This window comes from Streptomyces platensis (assembly GCF_008704855.1).
Lineage (GTDB): Bacteria > Actinomycetota > Actinomycetes > Streptomycetales > Streptomycetaceae > Streptomyces > Streptomyces platensis.
Genome location: NZ_CP023691.1, coordinates 5489350 through 5505959, shown reverse-complemented (window position 1 = coordinate 5505959; position 16610 = coordinate 5489350). Strand labels below are relative to the sequence as shown.

The 16610-nt window shown below is 70.0% G+C and carries 17 protein-coding genes; 4 read left to right on the top strand and 13 right to left on the bottom strand.

From position 1 onward, the window contains the following. The first annotated feature begins 45 nt into the window (after positions 1–45). Both CP981_RS24495 and CP981_RS24490 read left to right on the top strand, forming a co-directional pair. Positions 46–600, top strand: coding sequence for a VanZ family protein (locus CP981_RS24495; protein WP_244330071.1), 555 nt, complete (start codon positions 46–48; stop codon positions 598–600). A gap of 44 nt (positions 601–644) precedes the next feature. Then, complete coding sequence (locus tag CP981_RS24490) at positions 645–857, top strand: PspC domain-containing protein (protein ID WP_085924744.1); 213 nt, start codon at positions 645–647, stop codon at positions 855–857. Positions 858–1016: 159 nt separating this feature from the next. On the opposite strand, the gene CP981_RS24485 is transcribed toward CP981_RS24490, so the two are convergent. Both CP981_RS24485 and CP981_RS24480 read right to left on the bottom strand, forming a co-directional pair. Beyond that, positions 1017–1292, bottom strand: a complete 276-nt coding sequence (locus tag CP981_RS24485; RefSeq protein ID WP_085924745.1) for a hypothetical protein — start codon at positions 1290–1292, stop codon at positions 1017–1019. Positions 1293–1433: 141 nt separating this feature from the next. Then, entirely contained in the window at positions 1434–2594 is a 1161-nt protein-coding gene (locus tag CP981_RS24480) for an adenosine deaminase (RefSeq protein ID WP_085924746.1), read from the bottom strand. A 103-nt stretch (positions 2595–2697) separates the two neighbouring features. Between CP981_RS24480 and CP981_RS24475 the strand changes: the two genes are divergently transcribed. Then, positions 2698–3513: an alpha/beta hydrolase gene (locus CP981_RS24475; protein ID WP_085924747.1), complete on the top strand. Its 816-nt coding sequence runs from the start codon at positions 2698–2700 to the stop codon at positions 3511–3513. 120 nt (positions 3514–3633) lie between these two features. On the opposite strand, the gene CP981_RS24470 is transcribed toward CP981_RS24475, so the two are convergent. Continuing rightward, the gene (locus CP981_RS24470; protein ID WP_244329777.1) at positions 3634–4617 is read right to left on the bottom strand and encodes a LysR family transcriptional regulator; all 984 of its coding nucleotides are present in this window, start codon (positions 4615–4617) and stop codon (positions 3634–3636) included. Between the two features lie 95 nt (positions 4618–4712). Between CP981_RS24470 and CP981_RS24465 the strand changes: the two genes are divergently transcribed. Beyond that, on the top strand, positions 4713–6029 hold the full coding sequence (locus CP981_RS24465) for an MFS transporter (protein WP_085924749.1): 1317 nt from the start codon (positions 4713–4715) through the stop codon (positions 6027–6029). A 205-nt stretch (positions 6030–6234) separates the two neighbouring features. Here CP981_RS24465 and CP981_RS24460 read toward each other — a convergent pair whose 3' ends face one another. The 10 genes from CP981_RS24460 to CP981_RS24415 form a co-directional block, all read right to left on the bottom strand. Continuing rightward, positions 6235–6627 carry a hypothetical protein gene (locus CP981_RS24460; protein ID WP_085924750.1) on the bottom strand — a complete coding sequence of 131 codons (393 nt, stop codon included), beginning with the start codon at positions 6625–6627 and terminating at the stop codon, positions 6235–6237. A 32-nt stretch (positions 6628–6659) separates the two neighbouring features. Then, on the bottom strand, positions 6660–7043 hold the full coding sequence (locus CP981_RS24455; RefSeq protein ID WP_085924751.1) for a hypothetical protein: 384 nt from the start codon (positions 7041–7043) through the stop codon (positions 6660–6662). A gap of 29 nt (positions 7044–7072) precedes the next feature. Then, positions 7073–7771, bottom strand: a complete 699-nt coding sequence (locus CP981_RS24450; protein WP_143658872.1) for a hypothetical protein — start codon at positions 7769–7771, stop codon at positions 7073–7075. A gap of 68 nt (positions 7772–7839) precedes the next feature. Beyond that, the gene (locus CP981_RS24445; RefSeq protein WP_143658873.1) at positions 7840–8214 is read right to left on the bottom strand and encodes a hypothetical protein; all 375 of its coding nucleotides are present in this window, start codon (positions 8212–8214) and stop codon (positions 7840–7842) included. Between the two features lie 397 nt (positions 8215–8611). Then, positions 8612–11479, bottom strand: coding sequence for an ATP-binding protein (locus CP981_RS24440; RefSeq protein WP_244329776.1), 2868 nt, complete (start codon positions 11477–11479; stop codon positions 8612–8614). 532 nt (positions 11480–12011) lie between these two features. Next, on the bottom strand, positions 12012–13289 hold the full coding sequence (locus CP981_RS24435) for a thymidine phosphorylase (RefSeq protein ID WP_085924754.1): 1278 nt from the start codon (positions 13287–13289) through the stop codon (positions 12012–12014). Between the two features lie 132 nt (positions 13290–13421). Continuing rightward, a complete protein-coding gene (locus CP981_RS24430; protein ID WP_244329775.1) occupies positions 13422–14597 on the bottom strand; it encodes a methyltransferase domain-containing protein in 1176 nt (391 codons plus the stop codon). Next, positions 14594–15565 carry an ATP-grasp ribosomal peptide maturase gene (gene tgmB, locus CP981_RS24425; RefSeq protein WP_085924755.1) on the bottom strand — a complete coding sequence of 324 codons (972 nt, stop codon included), beginning with the start codon at positions 15563–15565 and terminating at the stop codon, positions 14594–14596. Before tgmB ends, CP981_RS24430 begins: the two co-directional genes overlap by 4 nt. Then, complete coding sequence (gene tgmA / locus CP981_RS24420; RefSeq protein WP_244329774.1) at positions 15565–15807, bottom strand: putative ATP-grasp-modified RiPP; 243 nt, start codon at positions 15805–15807, stop codon at positions 15565–15567. The genes tgmB and tgmA overlap by 1 nt, the downstream gene beginning before the upstream one ends. A gap of 215 nt (positions 15808–16022) precedes the next feature. Further along, the gene (locus CP981_RS24415) at positions 16023–16418 is read right to left on the bottom strand and encodes a hypothetical protein (protein WP_085924756.1); all 396 of its coding nucleotides are present in this window, start codon (positions 16416–16418) and stop codon (positions 16023–16025) included. Positions 16419–16610 lie beyond the last annotated feature (192 nt).

The following is a 16610-nucleotide window of genomic DNA, read 5'->3' as shown; positions in this document are numbered from 1 at the left end:
CAATTGGGCGGAACCGCGGCCACCGCCCGTCGCGTCCTGGCCTGTGTGCAGCGTCATGGCCCCGGCACCACCGCCGTTCCCCGTATGCGCGTCACCGGACTTCTCCTCCTTGTGGCGCATCTGTCGATCGTCGCCTGGCTGACGTTGCGTCCCCGCACGGTGCCCTGGGTGTCCGCGACGAATCTCGAACCGCTGGCGACGATCCGGGCCGAGCTGGCGCACGGCCTGTCGTGGGAGGTCGTACAGCATCTGGGCGGCTCGGTGCTGCTGCTGGCGCCGCTGGGCGTGCTGCTGCCGCTCTCGGCCGGCCGGCTGAACGTTTCGCCGCTGGTGTCGCTGACCCGCACGGTGTTCGCCGGGGCGATGATCTCGCTGGCCATCGAGCTGCTTCAGTCAGGGGTACCCGGCCGGGTCCCGGACATCGATTCGGTGCTGCTCGCCTCCCTCGGTGTGGCCCTGGCGCACCTGGCGGTCGTCCCCGGGGCGCGGCGCCGGCTGCGTCGCCGGTACGGGGATCTCGGGGAGGTAACCCCGAGGATCCCCAGGGTTGAACTGGCCCCGCAGGCTGATGTTCTCTCCGGCAGCCGGACCTATCTTTGAGACATCGGGCAAACGCCCCACCGAGTCGTAAAGGAGCCGCCGTCATGGCCGCCGCACTGGTCCGCCCCAGCAACAACCGAATGATCGCCGGAGTGTGCGCGGGCCTGGCCCGTCGCTTCGGAATGACGCCGACGACGATGCGTGTGCTGTTCGTGGTGTCCTGTCTGCTGCCCGGCCCGCAGTTCCTGGTCTACCTGGCACTGTGGATACTCCTCCCCTCGGAGGACAAGGCCGCCACCGGCGCCGCCGCCTGGTGACCCGGCCGGCCGTCTGACCGGCCGCCCGGCTGGGCCGGCCCGGCGCCCCGCCGCCCGGTTCCCGGACGGCACATGACGATGCCCCGGCCGTACGCACGAGGGCGTTCGGCCGGGGCACGGCGCAGAGGGTGTCCCTAGGGGACGAGCCGCGTGGCGGGATCAGCCACCCAGCGGGAGCGTCTTGGTGACGGCGCTGGTCGGCAGGCCGCCCAGCAGCTTGTTGCCCTGGGAGTTGAGCTTGGTCTTGACGTCGTTGCCGGCCGGCTTGGCCTTGGTGAGCCCGGAGACGGTCTTGGCGGCGTCCTTCACCGGCAGGCTCTTCAGCACCCCGGCAGCGTCGACCGACGGGGCCGCGCTGGCGACGCCCGCGGCGGTGACGACAAAAGCGGCACCGAGCGCGACGGTACCGAGAGTCTTGATGGTTCCCTGCTTCATCGAATTACGTCCTCGTGATGGGGGCTTGACCGGCAAATCAACCTACTGAGGCGGCAACCGGCGCCGCAAACAGCCACGACGAGAGAAAAAACGGCCGGTGGACATTCCACCGGCCGTTGCGCTATAGGCTCGCAGGAACCCTTACGCAGGGTCAGAAGCGCTGTTCACAGGGGTCGTTGTGGCCACCGGACGGAACAGCCATTCGGCCCGGAGTTCCGCGTAACCGGGCTTGATGACGTCATTGATCATGGCCAGACGTTCATCGAAAGGAATGAACGCTGATTTCATCGCATTGACTGTAAACCACTGCATGTCATCGAGCGTGTATCGAAATGTCTTGACCAGGTGATCGAATTCCTCGGACATGCTGGTGTGGCTCATCAGCCGGTTGTCGGTGTTGACCGTGAGCCGGAACTGAAGGCGGCGCAGCAGGCCGATGGGGTGCTCGGCGTAGGAGGGGGCGGCGCCGGTCTGGAGGTTGGAGGTCGGGCACATCTCCAGCGGGATGCGCTTGTCCCGTACGTACGAGGCGAGCCGGCCGAGCTTGACCGAGCCGTCGTCGGCGACCTCGATGTCGTCGATGATCCGGACCCCGTGGCCGAGGCGGTCGGCGCCGCACCACTGGAGGGCCTGCCAGATCGACGGCAGGCCGAAGGCCTCACCGGCGTGGATGGTGAAGTGGTTGTTCTCCCGCTTGAGGTACTCGAACGCGTCGAGGTGGCGGGTGGGCGGGTAGCCGGCTTCGGCGCCCGCGATGTCGAAGCCGACGACGCCGGTGTCCCGGTAGCGGTTGGCGAGTTCGGCGATCTCCAGGGCGCGGGCGGCGTGCCGCATGGCGGTCAGCAGCGCGCCGACGCGGATGCGGTGGCCGTTCTCGCGGGCCCGCCGCTCGCCCTCGCGGAAGCCCTCGTTGACCGCCTCGACGACCTCTTCGAGGGTCAGGCCCTGTTCCAGGTGCTGCTCGGGCGCGTACCTGACCTCGGCGTAGACCACACCGTCGGCGGCCAGGTCCTCGGCGCATTCGGCGGCCACCCGGGCCAGTGCGTCGCGGGTCTGCATGACGGCGCAGGTGTGGGCGAAGGTCTCCAGGTAGCGCTCCAGCGAGCCGGAGTCCGACGCCTCGCGGAACCAGACCCCGAGCTTTTCCGGGTCGGTCTCGGGCAGTCCCTCGTAGCCGTTCTCGCGGGCCAGATCGACGATGGTGGCCGGGCGCAGGCCGCCGTCGAGGTGATCGTGGAGCAGCACCTTGGGGGCGCGGCGGATCTGTTCACTGGTCGGCAGGGTGGTGGTCTCGCTCGTCATTTCGGCACTCTAGCCCCTACGCGCGTAGATATCATCGAACGATACATAACAGTGACCCGTCCGCGGGGTGGCTGGCAGGCCTCCTTCTGCCATCGTTCTGCTCATGGCTCAGCAAGCACTGCCGGTGCGTGAGGCCCGGCTGGGAAAACCGCTGGGAACGGCCGGCAAGGAAGGGGCGCGCGAAGCGCTCCGGTGGAAGGGCGGCAGGCGGGGCACCGGCCGCGAGGTGAGCGGGGTCGCGCTTTTACTGCCCGGCGGCGGACCGACCGGGGTACGGCGCCCGTCGCCGGTGGCGGCGCTGGCGGTGCGCCCGCTGGCGGTCCGGCTGGCGAAGGCGGGGCGCCCTGAGGGCCTGACGGCCCATGTCGTGCGCTATCGCTGTCACGGCTGGAACGGGGCCGCGGCCCATCCGGCGCGGGACGCGGAATGGGCGCTGGAAGAGGTGGTCCGGCGCTACGGCGATGTCCCGGTCTGCCTCGTCGGTACGGGCATGGGCGCCCGCGCCGCCCTGCACGCCGCGGGCCATCCGGCCGTCAACTCCGTGCTGGCGATCGCCCCTTGGCTGCCCGACGCGCACCGGGACAGCGAGCACCCCGAGCCGGTGAAACAGCTCATCGGCCGCCAGGTCCTGCTCGTCCACGGCACCAACGACGAACGCACCGACCCCGATCTCTCCTACCGCTACGCCGAGCGCGCCAAGAAGGTCAACCGCGACATCTGCCGCTTCGAGGTGCACTCCGACGGCCACTCGCTGCATCAGCACCGTGCCGAAGTGCTGGCCCTGGCAACGGACTTCATGCTCGGCTCGCTGTTCGCCCGGGGTTACGCCCGCCCGGTGAAGGACGCGCTGGCCGCGCCGCCGCCACTGGGCCTGCGGATGCCGCTGGCGGCGGGGTTCGGGGCGTCGTTGCGGCAGTGAGGGCCGGGGCCCCGGCTGGTGCGCCCGACATCCGATATCCGGCACCCGGCACCCGGGCCCGGCGGTGGCTGGTCGGGGCGCCGCCGCCGGGGCCGCGGAGGCAACTGGCGGACGCGCCCCTCACCTGGGCAGCAACCGCCCCCGTCGGCTCAGCAGGAACTTCTTGAACGCGGCCACCGGTGGGGTGTCCGGGTGGCCGTCGAGCCAGGCGACGCCGATCTCACGGACCGCGCGCGGTGCCGTCACGGTGAGCTCGGCGACGCCGGGGCGGGGGACGGCCGGCGGCGGGAGCAGGGCCACGCCCAGCCCGGCCGCGACCAGGCCGCGCAGCGTCTCGGCCTCCTCCCCCTCGAACGCGACCCGCGGCGTGAAGCCCGCCTCGGCGCACAGCGCGTCGGTGATCCGGCGCAGCCCGTAGCCCGGTTCGAGGGTCACGAACAGCTCGCCGGCGGCCTCCGCGAGCCGGATCCGCTTACGGGCGGCCAGCGGATGGTCGTCCGGCACGACCAGGCGCAGCTTCTGCTCGTCGAGCCGGCGGGCGACCAGGTCCGGGTAGTCGGGCACCGGCGAGGTCAGACACAGGTCGAGGTCGCCGGCGCGCAGCCGCTCGATCATGGCCTCGCCGTAGTTCTGCACGAGCTGGAAGCGGACGCGCGGATGGTCGGCGCGGAAGCTGCGGATCAGGCCGGGCACGGTCTCCGACCCGAGGGTGTGCAGAAAGCCGAACGCCACCTTCCCGGCCGCGGGATCGACATCGGCCCGTACGGACTCCGTCGCCCGCTCCAGGTCCGTCAACGCCCGCTCGGTGGCGGCGAGAAAGGCGCGGCCGGCCGGGGTGAGGGAGAGGGTGCGGCCGTGCCGGGCGAAGAGGGCGACGCCGAGGTCCGCTTCCAGCCGGACGATGGCCCGGCTGAGCGTCGGCTGCGGCATGCCGAGCTCCTGCGCGGCGCGGGTGACGTGTTCGTGCCGGGCGACGGCGGTGAACTGGGCGAGCCGCGGAGCGAGGGTCACCGCCCAGGAGTCGGCGCCGAGCTCGGCCACCTCGCCCGCGTCCACCCCGGCGCGACCCGAATCAGCGGTGTCTTTTCTGTTGCGACCTTGCAACAGAGGCCCTTGCGACCTGGGATCATGTGCCACGGCATCGATTATGCCGTTTCCATGCATTGGACGCATGAAACACAGAGGCCTACTTTCGAAACATGCCTCCCGCTGATACCGGGGCGTCCGTCACCGACCGTGCGGCCGCCTCTCCCCAGTCGTCCCCTGACTCCTCTCCCGCCGCCGCGCCCGACCCCGAAGCGGGCAAGCTGCGGCCGGGCGGCCCCGGCTACCGCCGGATGAGCTTCGCCCTCTTCGCCGCCGGAGTGGCGACCTTCGCCCTCCTCTACTCCACGCAGGCACTGCTGCCCGCGATCTCCGCCGACCTCGGGGTGAGCCCGGACCAGGCGAGCTGGACCGTGTCCGCGGCGACCTTCGGCCTGGCACTCGGCGTGATCCCGCTGAGCGCGGTCTCCGAGCGCTTCGGCCGGCGCACGCTGATGATGTGGTCCCTCGCGGTGGCCGCGCTGCTCGCGATGCTGGTGCCGTTCGCCCCGTCGCTCGGTGCGCTGATCGCGCTGCGCGGCCTTCAGGGCGTCGCCCTGGCCGGGCTGCCGGCCTCGGCGATGGCGTTCCTGGCGGAGGAGGTACGCGCCAAGGCGCTGGTGGCGGCCATCGGACTGTTCGTGGCGGGCAACAGCATCGGCGGGATGTCCGGCCGGATCGTGACCGGCTGGGTCGCCCAGGCGTGGGGCTGGCGGGCGGCACTCGCCGCGGTGGGTGTGCTGGCCGTGGTGTGCGCGGTGGTCTTCCGGCTGCTGGTGCCCAAGGCCCGGCACTTCGTGTCCCGCTCGGTGGGCCCGCGGGCGCTGGCCCGTACCCTCGGCAGCCACCTCGCCGACCCGCTGCTGCGCCGTCTCTACGCCATCGGCGGGCTGTTCATGACGGTCTTCGGCGCGGTCTACACGGTCATCGGCTACCGCCTGGTCTCCGAGCCGTTCAACCTCCCGCAGGGCATCGTCGGTTCGATCTTCGTGGTCTACCTGGTCGGTACGGTCTCCTCGGCCGCGGCCGGCAAGCTGGTCGCCCGGGTGGGCCGCCGCGGCGCCCTGTACCTGGCCGTCGGCACGACCTCGACGGGTCTGCTGCTGACGCTCTCCGATTCGGTGGGCGCGGTGCTGGCGGGCCTGATCCTGATCACCGCCGGTTTCTTCGCGGGCCATGCGGTGGCCTCGTCCTCGGTCAGCCGCACCGCCAAGACGGCGCGCGCCCAGGCGTCGGCGCTGTACCAGTGCGCGTACTACGTCGGCAGCAGCCTGGGCGGCGCGCTCGGCGCCGCCGCCTTCCACGCCGTCGGCTGGGAGGGCACCGTCCTCCTCGGCCTCGCGGCGATGCTCGGCGCCGCCTCGATCACCCTCTACGCCACCCGCAAGGCCGTCGCCGAACGCCGCCTCCTCCACCTGGAGAAGGCCGCGTAACGCCCCCGGTCCGAAGGGCCCGCACCACCACCTGTCCTGGTGGGGCGGGCCCTTCGTCGTTCCGGGAGACCTTCACCGCTGGTCACGGCGGCACGGCGACGCCCCGGCCAGGAGGGCTGAGGAGTGGGTGTCAGTCAGCCCCGGCCTTCGAGAGGCGCCGTCCGGGGGCCTGCCGACCGGCTGCCGGCAGGACCTGGGCCGGCACTCAGCAGGTGGTGCTGAGGACCTCGCCGCCGTTCGGCCACAGCCCGGTGGTCTGGAAGCAGTGGCTCGAGGTGGATTCGAGGTTGTGCTCGTACTTCTTGTCGCCCCCCATGCCCATGGCGAAGGTCACGGTCACCGAGGCGCCCGTCGCCTCGGCGGGGTAGTACGCCTTCCAGGTCTGTCCGACCGGCTTGGACGTGTGGCAGTAGTTCTTGCTCTCGATGCCGTCCGGGCCCTCCCACGTGTAGCAGGTGTCGACCAGAAAGCCCGAGTTGTTGCTGAACTGGATGTAGTTGCCCTCGCTGGCGGAGGCGGTCGGTGCCGCGGCGACCGTGCCGAGCAGGGCCAGGCCCACGGCGGCGGCACCGTGAGTCAGCTTCTTGATACCACGCACGCTGACGTTTCCTTTCTCGTCCCGGAGCGGGACTAGCAGCTCTTCTCGGTGATGGACGGTCCCCACGTATAACCGCTCAGCTCGTAGCAGTAATTGCGGTTCAGGTCGGTGATCTGCGGCGCGTCGATATCGCCTATCTGCTGTCCGTGGACAAGCACCGAGAGCTTTACGCCGGTCGCGTCGGCCGGAATGTCCACTCCCCAGTCCTGGCCGATGGCCTTGTTGTCGTCGCAGCTGTCCGGGGTGGCGGAACCCTGCCACTTGTAGCAGGTCTTGGCGAGGAACCAGCCCTTGTTCGAGAACGCGATGTGGCCCGAGGACTGAGCCGAGGCGGGCGTCGCCGACAGGGCCGTGCCGCCGAGGGCGAGCAGCAGCGTGGCGGCGCTGCACGCAAGGGAGCGCTTTTTCGTTCGCATGGGGGGTGACCTTTCTCAGAGAGGGGAACTCAGCGTCCGTTCAGCAACTGCTGGCCGCACGGGACAATGTCCTGGCTCACACGCTTTGTTCCTACCGGTGTCTCCGTACGGAGACCGGTGATCTGCGCGCCGCCGAACTTTCCGCCCTGAATCGACACGTTGGAGACCTTGCGGTCCATGTCGTATCCCAGCTTGAGCATTCCCTTTTGGCCCGGCTTCACGGTGATGGCGATAGCACCCGTGGTGGCGTTGGTGGTGGACTGGGTGAAGCCCGCGCTGGCCCCCACTCCCAACTTGTCCTTGACCAGGGTCACGTCGACACTGGCGCCGACGTTCCACCCCCAGGAAAAGGTGTGGCTCTTGGTGAGGGTTTCGGTGATGTCGCTTGTTGCGTCCGGGTCGCAGTTGTCGATCGGCCCGGCGTCCAGAACGTCGTTGTCCGCGTCGTACCACTTGGTGACCTGGCCGGCGTCCTCGGTTGTCGTGGAGGCACACGACACGCCCAGTGAGCTGCACTGCTGGAGTGCCTCCAGGACGTCCGACTGCCGGGTCAGCGTGGTGCCGTTGTCATAGGTGACGGAAGCGCTTCCCGCGTTCAGCCAGTTGTCGGTATAGCCGTTGACGTCTTGCGGAAGCGATGCCGCGGATGCCATCGGCATGGCCATCGCCATCGCCATCACCGACGTGGCGGCGACGATTCCTGCACGGTAAGGGAGGGGCATGGACATTCTCGCTTTCTTGGCAACAGGAGCCTGCCGGGCTTCGGAGTTGCGTGATGTTCCGGTGCCCACCGGATTCAGCAGCCGGTTTCCAGGAGCTTCGCGTTGAGGGCGGTACCGCTCACCTCGACACAACGGTCCTTGTTGGGGTCCAGTGCGATGCTGTCCGCCGGGCTCGCCCAGGGGAATACCTTCAGGTCGATCACGACCTGTGTGGTGTTCGCCGGGATTCCCACCGTGAGTTGGTCGTTCACGGGGCGGGAGTAGTTGCAGTAGTTCTTGTCCTCCGCGCCCACGAATGTGTAGCAGGTGGTGGCGGCGATTGCGGCGTGCTGGCTGATCTTGACATTCGTGCCCGTTGCCGCAGCTGCCGAGGTGGCGAACACCCCGGTCGACAGGCATGCGCCCACTGCTGCCATCAGGCCGAGCACGGCCTTGCGGTGCCTTTTCATGACGACTCGATCCCCTCTCGAAATTTCCACGGAAGGCGACGCCGTTCTTTTGCCAACCCAGGCCGGCACGCCTTTCGTTCGGTGTAAGTAAAGCCAGGCAATGACGCCCACCGGAATAGGTCGCCGTAAAGGCTTCGGTCGGGACGGGAACACGGTGCCGAACCCACGGGAAATCTGCGGACCACCCACAGGTTCGGGAGCGCACACCCCTGAGGACCGGCCTTTCGGACCGCAACTGTCGTGCTCGCGGGTCCCGTTGTTCCACGCAAAGAGCCCCACCCGGCATGGGTGGGGCTCGGGGGGTCCTCAGTCGGTGCCGGGGATGGCACCCCTACCTGGGCTTTCCTTCTGCATTGCGGCGGCGCCGGTCACCTGCGGCGGGACGTCCCGGGTCCGCTCACTCGTCCCCGGTGCCCGACGCCGCGATGGCAGCGGCCAGTTCGTTGCGCCGAGCGATCCCCAGCTTGCGGTAGGCGCCGGTCAGGTGGGTTTCCACGGTCCGCACGGAGACGAAGAGCTGCTCGGCGATCTCCTTGTTGCTGTGGCCCTTTGCGGCCAGCGCGCTGACGCGTTCCTCGCCGGGTGTGAGCATCCCCGCAACGTTGGCGGCTCGCCCGCCGGTGTCGTGCAGCCGTTGCCGCAGGCGCTTCGCGAGCCCGGTGGCGCCGCACTCGGTCGCCAGCGTCAAGCCCGTCCGCAGCGCGCTACGGGCGCCGGCCAGGTCCCCGCGGTCCGTCGAGGCCACCCCCAAGTCATGGAGCGTAAGGGAGAGTTCGAGGCGCGCCGGCGTCGCGGCGAGCACATCCACCGCTTCGCTCAGCAGCTCCATCCGCCGCCCGCCGGACGCCAGCTTCCCCGCCATGCGCAAGGCCACACCGACGGCTCGCGGGATCTGGCAGCGCCGCGCGAGGTCGAGTTCCTCCGCGACCAGCTCCTGGGCGGCGCCGGTTTCGCCGAGTACCAGGTGCGCGGCGGCGGCCCGGGACCGCCATGGACAGACGGCCGGGCTGACTGCCCCGGCGGCGTCGACGTGATGACCGCACTCGTACAGCAGGGACAGTCCCGCACGGGTGTCGCCCTGGGCGGTGCGCAGCGCCGCCAAACTCATCAGGAACATCGGTGGTTCCCAGTCTTCTTGAGTCGGCCCCTCGGCGGCGCGGCCGATCGCCACCTGTTTCGCTGCCTCGACCCTGCCCTGTGCCAGAAGCGCGTCGATCCTGATGGAGTCGAGAAGGGCCGCGTACGGCGGTCGCCCGGTCGCGCGGCCGATGCCCACGGCTCTCTCGGCCGTGTCCAGCGCCTCCGCGACGTCCCCTCGGCGGAGGGCCAGCGCCGCCTGATACGCCGTCACCGAACGGTCCAGCAGTGCCATCCCCTTTCCCTCGATCCCCTTGACCAGTTGCGCCCTCAACTGGTCGGCCTTGTCGAGTTCATCGAGGTGGAGGAGGGTGTGCGCCACGAAGTAGTACAGCGGAAAGGTCTTGTGCGACAGCACCGGAAGGATTGCCGTGGCCCGGTCGAGGAGGGCACCGATGGAGGGCGCAGACTGCCCTGCCCAGAGGGCGGCGAACGCCTGAAGGGCGAGGAGCTGGCGTTCACCCGGCGTGCGGCCGAGCAGGTGATCGTCGCCGGGCTGCAGCGTCGATATGCAGGCGGTGGGCCGTTCGCACTGCGCCCACGTGCGCAGCACCCGTAGGCGCAGATCGAGTTCCCGGTCTGTGCGGCCGCCGTCGCCCCGTTCGCTCCCGCCGGTGAACAGGCGATCCACGTCAGAGAGCGCCATACCCGATCCAGGGGCGAGCAGCAGGCAGGAGGTCAGCAGGCTCAGGGCCTCTCGGCGTTCGGCCGTACCGGACAGCACCTCCAGCGCGTCGGTCGCATACGACACGGCCTGGACTGCGTTGGAGGAGCTGGTGGCGACGGCGAGTTGCAGGAGAACGGGGCCGCTTTCCGCGGCCTGAGCGGGCTGGCGCAGGGCGCAGCGCAGATAGCCTGCGGCCTGCTCCGGCGCTCCGCGGCGCAGCGCCTCATCGGCCGCCCTGCGCAGGACCGGCACGGCCCACGTGCCCGGCACCGGATCGGCGGCCAGCAGATGGGCGGCGATCTCCTCGTCGGGCCGGCCGCCGAGGTACGACACATGCGCGGCACGGGCATGCCGCTGCCCGAGTTCCTCGGGGGACATCGTCTCCAGGATGGTGTCGCGCACCACCTCGTGGACGAAACTGAGGTCGCCGTCCGCCCGTAGCAGGCCGAGCCCCCGCAGGTCCGAGGCCGCCGCCCGCACCACTGCTTCCCCCCTTCCGCAGTGCGCGGCCAGCAGGTGGCGCGGCCTGCCGTCACCCATGACGGCCAGCGCCTGTGCCAGGTCGACCGCCTCCGGGGGCCCCTGGGACAGGCACTGGAGGATCTCCCGCCGGAGGGTGGGCAGGGAGACGGTACGGATGCGGTCCTGGAACTCGGCGGTGGGCCGCAGACCACTGAGCTGAGCGTGCTGGAGCAGCGCGCGCACGTACAGCGGGTGACCACCCGTGGTGGTGTGGCACGTGACGCAGAACGACGGATCGGGGTCCGCTCCCTCCCACACCGCCTGCGCCAGTCGTTGCACGTCCGGGACACCGAGCGGCCCCAGGCTGATCGTGTGGCAATGCGACGGGTGGAGGAGCTCGGCGAACAGCGGATCGGGCCTGTCCTGCTCGGCGGTAGGGGTGACGACCACCATCAGGACCGGGCGGGTGCAGCCACTCCTGAGGAAGCGGACCAGCCAGCCGAGTGATTGCGGGTCGATCCAATGCAGGCGATCGACGACCAGCAGGAGGGGCTGCTGGTCGGTAAGACGCTGGGCGAACCTGTCGAGGCCGGCCAGCAGGGCCTCCCTGGCACCGGATCCGCTCGGCGCCGGATCCAGTGACACACCACCGCCGGCCAGGAGCTGCTGCACGGCTGTCCCGCCGGCCAGGAGAGCCTCCCGTACTCCTTCGCCGTCCGAGGCGACCAGGGGCTGGAACAACTGCCGGACCGCACCGAAGGCACACTGCCCCGCCAGCGGATGGCAGCGGGTCCGTAGCACCCGAAACCTGTCGTCACCCCGGCACCAGGCATTCAGCAGAGCCGATTTGCCGATTCCGGCAGGGCCTTCCAGCCGCACCACACGGGGCCGGCCCCTCACCACGTCATCGGCCACGGCGTCCAGCGAAGCCCACTCGGCGTCCCGGCCGACCAGCGGCCAGTGCCCCTCACTCGGGCGGTGTTGCTGTCCCGCGGTCACGCCGTCAGCCTCCGGGCTTGCTCGGGTCGGGGCTGGGTGGATCGGCCTCGGGGCGGGCGGACCCATGCCCCGGAGTTGCGGACTCGGGTCCATGAAGCAGCATCAAGCGCCTCATGGCATACACCTTTACGGCCATTCCATGATGATTCCCCCATGGCCGTACGAGGAGAACGTAACAGCCTTCGCTGTGCGGGCGATGTGAGGGTGGCCTGATGGCCCCGGCTGCCGTCTCGCTGTCGCGTTGTCCCACTGCCCCGCTGACCGCATGGCGGCCGGCCCCAACTCGATGAGTGGGGCGCCTTGTAGGCAGGTCGGCTTTCTCATCGAGGTGTGAAATCGCCCTCGATGCCGCCCCGTTGCCGCCCGCCGGCCGTGTCAGCGGTGGCGGGGGCCAGTGCCGCCGGCACGGAGTCCCGGCGCCGGCCGCAGCGCCGGTCCCAGCATGCCGAACGGGATCGGTGAAGATCCATCCACCGATCCCGTTCGCTTCATACGAGCCGCATCATCAGCGGCCGCCGACCCCAGGCGCAGGTCAGGCAATGCGCTCCAGCACCACCGGGTTGGTGGCGAAGGCCGCGTCCTCGGGGCCGACGAGGACGCCGCCGTCGAGGGCCTCCAGGGCGTAGGCGAACTTCTCCGGGGTGTCGGTGTGCAGGGTCAGCAGGGGCTGGCCCGCGGTGACGGTGTCGCCGGGCTTGGCGTGGAGTTCGACGCCCGCGCCGGCCTGGACCGGGTCCTCCCTGCGCGCGCGGCCGGCGCCCAGACGCCAGGCGGCGAGGCCGACGGCGTAGGCGTCGAGGGTGGTGAGGGTGCCGGAGGAGGCGGCCGTGACGACATGCTGTTCGCGGGCCACGGGGAGGGCCGCGTCGGGGTCGCCGCCCTGGGCCGCGATCATGCGGCGCCAGTGGTCCATGGCCGAGCCGTCGGCCAGCGCCTTCGCCGGGTCGGCATCCTTGAGACCGGCCGCGTCGAGCATCTCGCGGGCCAGCGCCAGGGTCAGCTCGACGACGTCCTGCGGGCCGCCGCCGGCCAGCACCTCGACGGATTCACGGACTTCCAGGGCGTTGCCGGCGGTGAGGCCCAGCGGGGTGGCCATGTCGGTGAGCAGGGCAACCGTCCGCACTCCGTGGTCGGTACCCAACTCGACCATGGTGGAGGCCAGTTCGCGCGCGTTGTCGAGGTCCTTCATGAAGGCGCCGGAGCCGACCTTGACGTCCAGCACGAGGGAGCCGGTGCCCTCGGCGATCTTCTTGGACATGATCGAGGAGGCGATGAGCGGGATGGACTCGACGGTGCCGGTGACATCGCGGAGCGCGTAGAGCTTCTTGTCGGCGGGCGCGAGGCCGTCACCCGCGGCACAGATGACGGAGCCGACGTCGCGGAGGACGTTCAGCATCTCGTCGTTGGAGAGCGTCGCGCGCCAGCCGGGGATGGCTTCGAGCTTGTCGAGGGTGCCGCCGGTGTGACCGAGGCCCCGGCCGGAGAGCTGCGGTACGGCGGCACCGCAGGCGGCCACGAGCGGGGCGAGCGGCAGCGTGATCTTGTCACCGACACCGCCGGTGGAGTGCTTGTCGGCGGTGGGCCGGGGCAGGGAGGAGAAGTCCATCCGCTCGCCGGAGGCGATCATGGCAGCGGTCCAGCGGGCGATCTCCGTACGGTTCATACCGTTGAGGAAAATGGCCATCGCCAGCGACGACATCTGCTCATGAGCGACCTCACCGCGGGTGTAGGCATCGATGACCCAGTCGATCTGCTCGGGGGTCAGCTCACCGCGGTCGCGCTTGGTGCGGATGACGGAGATGGCGTCCATGGACAGTTCCTTTCGAACGGGTAGGTCCGTTCTACACGCATAGACGGCGGGGTGGCCAGGGGCGGCGGGTGGAGTGGGTGCGCAGGGGGTGGGGCGGTCCGGTGCCGCCCCGTGTCCGGTCGAAGGTGGCGGCTACAGCGTCCAGCGGTGGATGTGGCCGTCCGGTGCCGCGTAGGTCACGGTCTGCTCGGCGGGGGTGACCGCGATGCCGAACCACTCGCGTCGCGGCCGGTGGAGTCGCCGCCAAAGCCGGTGGGCTTTTTCCACCGCTGTCCACAGGTCGCGCGGTCCGGTGGAGGCCACCAGCGGCGACGACTCAGGCAGGTCCTCAATCCGCGTGACCGAGCCGTCCGCCGGGTCGTACAGCGTCGTGACGTGCAGTCCGGCGTCGCTCAGCCCGTACATGCGGACGAGATCGCGCGGCAGGTGCAGCTGGGCGAAGAAGGAGAACGTCCAGTCATCCAGCACCCGCCCGGAGAGCGCGGCTTTGCGAGAGGGGCTGTTGGGGATCCCGGGGACCGGCGCCTCCACTTCGGTGCCGGTCTTGAGCGGCATGAAGGCGGCGGGTGTGTGCAGAATCCGGCCGGCTGCCGTGCCGTCCGGCAGCTTGGTGAGCCGGGCGATCATTCCGCCGGCGAGCGTGCCCTTGAGGGGGACGACCAGGATGCCGCCACTACGGCATCGCTCCAGCCACCGGGGCGGGACCCGCCGCACCGAGGCCGTGGCGATGATGCGGTCGTACGTCGCGTCGGGCGGTACATCCCGGGCACCGTCTCCGTGGATCACGCGCGGGTCGAAGCCGATGCCGTTGAGCCGTTCGCGGGCCAGGGCCGTGAGGGTGCCGGAGCGGTCCACGGTGGTGACGTGTTTGTCACCGGCGAGGTGGCAGAGCATCGCGGCGTTGTAGCCGCTGCCCGCGCCCGCCTCGTAGACCTCGTCCCCCTCGTTCACGTCGAGGGCGTCGAGCATGTCCGCCATGAGACTCGGCGCGGTCGAGGAGGACGTGGGGATGCCGGTCACTCCGGCGCGGGCGGCGTGCTCAGCGTGTACGCCGTCGACTTCAGTGATGAGGGAGTCGTCCGTGTACACGGCGTCGAGCCATGCCGCCGCGTCGCCGTCGGTGATCCGCCAGGGGATGAACCGTTCGCCCTCACGCCGGAAGAAGACGGGGACGAACGGATGCCGGGGGACGTTGAGAAACGCTCCCGCCAGCGGTGACGACAGCACCACGCTCCCCCGGTCGATCTGCTGGGTGAGCGAGACGCGTGCCCGGATCACCTGCTGTTCGTCGTCGAGGATGTTCGTCACTGGCCGGCCCCTTCCAAGTAGTCACAGATCGCGGCCGTGATCCGTAGTCCGGTCGCCTGCTCGATGAATCCGTACTGCCCGCTCGGGTTGACCTCCAGAAATCGCCATTGCCCCTCCGGCGTCACCACGAAGTCGAACGCGCCGTACGGCAGGCCGAGCCGGTCCAGCATCCGCTGCACCCCGGTGGCCACCTCGGGCGGCGGGTCACAGACCCGGTAGGTATGGCTGTCGTAGTCGCTGCGCCAGTCGATGCGGCCGGCGTCCGAGTCGGCGTGGATCTCGGCCGCGAAGATCTGGCCGTCGACGGCGGTCAACCGCACCTCGTACGCCTTGGGTACCCACTCCTGGAACATATGGGCGGTGCTGGCGATGTCCGCGTGCGGCAGGTCGCCGGGGTCGATGATGCTCGCGTACACGGCAGCAGTCTGACCGCGTACGGTGCCGCGCACGGGAAAGAACGGCTTGTAGATGACGGGTCCGCCGTCGAGCGATTCAGCGAAGTCCTTTGCCGCGTATGGGTCGTTGGTGATGAGGGTGCGGGGAACGCTCAGTCCCACGTCGGCCGCGACGCGTAGTTGCCGCGGCTTGTACTCGGCATCCGCCGCCCTTCCCGGTGGGGGCAGCCACCGGCACGGTAAAGCCGTGAGCAGTCCCCCGAAACCCCACCGCGCTTCCCTCTCGGCGACCGTGCGGGCTTCGGCGGCCATCTGCTCGGGAAACTTCGGGTGGGTCGGGCGACGGTAGTAGACGGAGCGGACCGAGGCGAGGTCGAGCGTACGGCGGTCGTTGGCCAGCGTGCCGTGCCACCGGCTCCCGCTGAGGCTCGCGGCAAGCGTGAGCCTCAGCGGGAACTCGGCCATATCTGCCCGGAAGACGGGCACGGCGCGCCGGTTCAGCTCCTCAACCACCAGATCGCAGGTCGGGTCGAAGCGACCCGCCAGGATGAGAACGTGTCCGGCGCCCGTCATCAGTCGTCGCTCGGTCCGGGGTCGTCCGGCGCGTCCATCTGGCCCGTGGGTGCCGTCGGCCCATAGGTCTTCGGCGGGTTCTTGGTCATGTAGACGCCCGGCGGCAGATCCTCGTAGACGCCGGTCTGGGACTCCTCGTCGTACTCGACCTCACTGGGCAGAATGCCGCCCGTGGCCGGGACGGGCGTGAGGAACCGGAACGCGAAGGGAGCCGGCCCCTCGTGGTCCGACAGCTCCGGCATGATTGCGGCTCCGTCGGTGCTCAACGGGAGCCGCAGCTCCGGCGCGTCCAGTAATGGCTTGGCAAGCCGACGCTCTTCAACGGTGATGGGCATTGCCTTCCCTTCTCTCATTTTCTCTCGGTGGGTGGATTTCGGCTGGTGGGTGGGGTGGGCGGACGTGAGTGGATGAACTCCGGTGCGCCGCCGTGACGACATGCCCGCACACCGCGCCCGGCTCATCCGAACGCCTCCGCCGGAAGCCGTAGCCTGCTGCCCTCGCCGTCGATGTCCTGGCCACTTGGGGCTTCATCGGCTTCGGGCCCGTCATCGGCCTCGGACCCGTCATCGTCCGGCACCGGCAGGCGCGCGCCCCTGCTCTCCGCGACCCGGCGTAGGTTGGCGAGGGAGGCGGCCAATTCCAGTGCCAGCAGGTGGATTTCACCGGGCGTCCACGCCCGGCCCGCCAGGATGCGGTGCGCCTCTTCGCCGAGTTCAGCCGCGGAGTCGAGCTGCGCCTCCTCCATCTCGTCGGCGAGCCGGGACACGTAGCCGGTCCCGTCACCTACGAGAAAGCACGGCTTCCCGTCGGGGCTCGACCAGGGCAGGAGGCGAGGGGTGTCGGCTGGACTCATCGGCCTGCCGCCTCCAGGCCGTTCAGCCGGCGCGGAGCGGCTTTGATGCTGTACGCCGCGGGCAACGAGCCGCCCGACCGATGGCTTCTTCGCGAGGGCAGCAGCAGCCGCAACAGCGACACGACCGCTCTCGCGATGGTTCGGGGCATGTCGTCAACCTCCCAGGAGTTGGTGGCCACGACCCCGACGTAC

What these genes read in the sequence shown, in the direction of transcription:
- CP981_RS24490 (WP_085924744.1), top strand. Translation starts at nt 645, where the DNA reads ATGGCCGCCGCACTGGTCCGCCCCAGCAACAACCGAATGATCGCCGGA.
- CP981_RS24485 (WP_085924745.1), bottom strand. Translation starts at nt 1,292, where the DNA reads ATGAAGCAGGGAACCATCAAGACTCTCGGTACCGTCGCGCTCGGTGCC.
- CP981_RS24480 (WP_085924746.1), bottom strand. Translation starts at nt 2,594, where the DNA reads ATGACGAGCGAGACCACCACCCTGCCGACCAGTGAACAGATCCGCCGC.
- CP981_RS24475 (WP_085924747.1), top strand. Translation starts at nt 2,698, where the DNA reads ATGGCTCAGCAAGCACTGCCGGTGCGTGAGGCCCGGCTGGGAAAACCG.
- CP981_RS24465 (WP_085924749.1), top strand. Translation starts at nt 4,713, where the DNA reads ATGCCTCCCGCTGATACCGGGGCGTCCGTCACCGACCGTGCGGCCGCC.
- CP981_RS24455 (WP_085924751.1), bottom strand. Translation starts at nt 7,043, where the DNA reads ATGCGAACGAAAAAGCGCTCCCTTGCGTGCAGCGCCGCCACGCTGCTG.
- CP981_RS24450 (WP_143658872.1), bottom strand. Translation starts at nt 7,771, where the DNA reads ATGTCCATGCCCCTCCCTTACCGTGCAGGAATCGTCGCCGCCACGTCG.
- CP981_RS24445 (WP_143658873.1), bottom strand. Translation starts at nt 8,214, where the DNA reads ATGAAAAGGCACCGCAAGGCCGTGCTCGGCCTGATGGCAGCAGTGGGC.
- CP981_RS24435 (WP_085924754.1), bottom strand. Translation starts at nt 13,289, where the DNA reads ATGGACGCCATCTCCGTCATCCGCACCAAGCGCGACCGCGGTGAGCTG.
- tgmB (WP_085924755.1), bottom strand. Translation starts at nt 15,565, where the DNA reads ATGACGGGCGCCGGACACGTTCTCATCCTGGCGGGTCGCTTCGACCCG.
- tgmA (WP_244329774.1), bottom strand. Translation starts at nt 15,807, where the DNA reads ATGCCGGAGCTGTCGGACCACGAGGGGCCGGCTCCCTTCGCGTTCCGG.
- CP981_RS24415 (WP_085924756.1), bottom strand. Translation starts at nt 16,418, where the DNA reads ATGAGTCCAGCCGACACCCCTCGCCTCCTGCCCTGGTCGAGCCCCGAC.